The organism is Halalkalibacter wakoensis JCM 9140, assembly GCF_000513095.1.
GTDB classification, from domain to species: domain Bacteria; phylum Bacillota; class Bacilli; order Bacillales; family Bacillaceae_D; genus Halalkalibacter; species Halalkalibacter wakoensis.
In genome coordinates this window covers 1-3,235 of sequence record NZ_BAUT01000138.1, presented here as the reverse complement: position 1 = coordinate 3,235, position 3,235 = coordinate 1, and the positions used below count along the sequence as shown (strand labels likewise).

Annotated in this window: 3 protein-coding genes; 1 reads left to right on the top strand and 2 read right to left on the bottom strand. The window is 34.3% G+C overall.

Translation table 11 applies throughout. The features are described 5' to 3' along the window. The first annotated feature begins 8 nt into the window (after positions 1-8). Positions 9-596 carry a cell wall hydrolase gene (locus tag JCM9140_RS21720; protein WP_034633106.1) on the top strand — a complete coding sequence of 196 codons (588 nt, stop codon included), beginning with the start codon at positions 9-11 and terminating at the stop codon, positions 594-596. Positions 597-1,570: 974 nt separating this feature from the next. On the opposite strand, the gene JCM9140_RS21705 is transcribed toward JCM9140_RS21720, so the two are convergent. Together JCM9140_RS21705 and JCM9140_RS21700 are read right to left on the bottom strand one after the other, a co-directional pair. Continuing rightward, positions 1,571-1,993: a YhfM domain-containing protein gene (locus JCM9140_RS21705; protein ID WP_034751700.1), complete on the bottom strand. Its 423-nt coding sequence runs from the start codon at positions 1,991-1,993 to the stop codon at positions 1,571-1,573. Between the two features lie 198 nt (positions 1,994-2,191). Continuing rightward, entirely contained in the window at positions 2,192-3,094 is a 903-nt protein-coding gene (locus tag JCM9140_RS21700; RefSeq protein ID WP_034633119.1) for a F510_1955 family glycosylhydrolase, read from the bottom strand. Between the last annotated feature and the right edge of the window lie 141 nt (positions 3,095-3,235).

Sequence of the window (3,235 nt, the reverse complement as noted above, 5' to 3'; positions counted from 1 at the left end):
TTTATACAATGAAAAAATTAATAATCACTATTAGCGTTGCAGCATCACTTGTTTTTATTGGAGGAAATGATACAAACGCACAAATAACGACACACACCGTAGCGTCTGGAGAATTTTTGTATAAAATTGGTCAAAAATATGGAGTTTCTGTATCCGCTATTAAAAATGCAAATAATAAATCGTCATCAATGATTATGGTAGGAGAAAGGTTAACAATTCCAGAATCTATCTCTGCTTCAGAGAGGGATTTACTGGCACGTTTAGTGATGGCTGAATCAGAAGGAGAACCTTATGCTGGTAAAGTCGCTGTTGCAACCGTCGTATTAAATCGAGTTGACCATAAGGATTTTCCGAATACGGTTCGAGGAGTTATTAATGAAGTTTCAAACGGATACTACGCGTTTACACCTGTTCAAAATGGACGTATTAACCGTCCGGCTGATAATGAATCGATTCGAGCTGTTGATGAGGCTCTAGCATTTAGAGGGCAAGGATCTGGGTCACTCTTTTTCTATAATCCAAAAATTGCTACTAACCAATGGATTGCTACTCGTACCGAAACTGTTCGGATTGGAAATCATGTTTTTGCTAAATAAATTATGACATTAGAGAAGGAGCGTCAGGACACAGCATCTCCTGACGCTCAATCTTAGAATTTCCAGTACTTTGATAAAAATAAAAGATTACTTAAACCATGGACTTAGCAAATCAACGCCCTTGTTGTAAAGCTAACCTGCTTCACCACAGAAAATAAGAGATTTATTGCTATCTCAAGGTATTTGAATAAGAAATTAATTCATATCTTTGACTTTTTCTTTGTTCTTTAAATGTTGTTCAAGTATGACAGTTGTTAAAATGGCTACTATTGCTTGATATATTAATAGGTCAGTCATTATTCCAAACTCTTCAGGTTCCCCAATGAATTTTGTGATATAGAAAGAGACGATGAAGAATGTTATGACTGTAGCAAGCCCCAATCCATAGGCCTTTCCCAATTTTATTAGCAACTATTATTGCGAAAAATTTATTTAATAAAAAACCTCCATACATTATAAAACTTCCTATCATTAATGAAGTTCCTATCTCAAAAAATCTTATCTCGCCCACCCTTTTCATTTTACAATGGGATCCAATAGAATTAGGTTTTATCGGCAAGTTCTATCGTACATGCTACACGTTAGTTGGAGAAAGTAATAAATTCAAGATTAATAAAAATGATTAAGGAATAACCTACTCCTTTTTCTTAGGCATTTGTCAGCCTCCTTCTATACAAGTTGCAGTAGAACTTCCTATAACAGAATTTAATTCTTGAAGTAGTGAGTATAGACGTTCACTTCCAACTAATGTCTTCAATGTTTGTTTCGTTAGTGGAACATTATATTTTTTAAAAACTTCTTTTGTTCTCTCCCCAAACATCAACAATTGCTTCAGGTGACATATTTGATTGAATAACCATGTGAGTCTCCTCCTTTGCTTTTATCTATCATTTTATTAATAGCTAAATTTACTCCCTGCTTCAATAAAAACAAATGACCAACCGCTAAAAACTATGTTTTAAATAATCATTCACTTAATTATTGATCATTTCTCTTAATAATTTTGTATCTTCCTTTTGAATTCTAAATCCCTGTAAAGTGTTTGATAAATTAACAAGCAAACCTTCGCCTTCTGTCTCCCCACCTAAACTTAAATGATAGTGTGCGGAGGATTTATCTTTAAAGTATACTGTCAAATCAAACTCCGCTATGTAATTTAACATACCTTCCATTTTCTGAGCATTTTCAATTGCTTCTATAAAAGTTTTCATCCTGCTTGCATCTGTGAACTGTTTCGATTTTAATGAAATGTCTTTAGAGTCCCACTCCGGATGTGAATTAAGGGAAATACTTATAACATCTTTATCGTAAAAAGGGATGCCCATTTGTGTTTTCTCACTGCAACCCACAACAAAAGTTAAAATAATTACAACATATAATAAAAAACACTTCCTCAATTACAACCCTCCTCCCTCACGTTTCCCAGTTCAACAACCTTGCAAAATCTCCATCTATTTTAACATAAAATTACATTTGTCTTTCTTAATCAATAAGACTGTTACTATAATAGTTGATCAAACCTGTAATAAAAAGCGAAAAAGGGATAAATGACTATTTGCCTCATTTACCCCTTACTGTTTCATTGATTAACCTTTTTAATTCTTTCTACTTCCTTCCTCTGCCAATACTTCCCACGTTTTCCCAAAGTCCTTTGTCTCATAAATACTTTGTTTCATTGATCCGAGTACTAACATTTGATCATCTGTTGGATGGTTACTAATATACATAATGTAATCATCGTCTACCTTAAAATTCAGAGATGCCCATGTTTCTCCAAAGTCTTCACTCAAATACAAGCCTTCCTTTTCCCCAAAGAGATAGGCTACTAAATCTTCTGAATCAGAATCAAGAGTTTGGAAAGAACTTGCGCTAAGATTATTTTCTTTTAAAGCCCACGTTTGACCACCGTCAGATGATTCATATAGTCCTGTCTCAGTTCCAGCTAGTAAGTAATCAGGAGATTGCGGATGAGACGTTAATGAAAGAACCGAAGCTACAGGTCCTGGTAATCCTATAGTATCAACCATCTCCCAATCATAACCTCCATTGTTTGACCGATATAGGTTTGAGTTATATACATCAATTCCATACATGAATTCTTGGTTTCCTTCATTTACATGTAAAAGATGAAAATCGACTTCCTCATAAAGTGCAATTGGTTCCCATGTTTCCCCAGAATCATGACTAATAATGACCCCTAATGGATCAACATAGTCAGATCGAGCACCAGGATGTCCACTTGAGATCATCAAGTCCTCATCTATAATTGTATAACCCATGAAATCATGCTGATGTTCTGGCTCACCAACTAATTCCCAACTGTCTTCATTTAAATTAATTAAGCCCATATGTGTAGCTAGAAAAATACTCTCGTCATGTTGTGAGTATTCTAATCCATGAATATGCATAAACGAGTCGATCTGATTTGTGTCATTTGAGCATGCTGATATAACAAATAGAGATAGAGTAATCATACTAGCCATTAATCCTTTTTTCATTGAAATAATCCCCTTTAAATGTGTTTTCTTTTTGTTGGAAATTTGCTCAATATATCGTTAAAACCTTCTACGATAGAGCGACAACTTCTATTTTAACATGTTCTTTCTCTTTACAAATTCTTCTTCTGAGATTTGATTGTG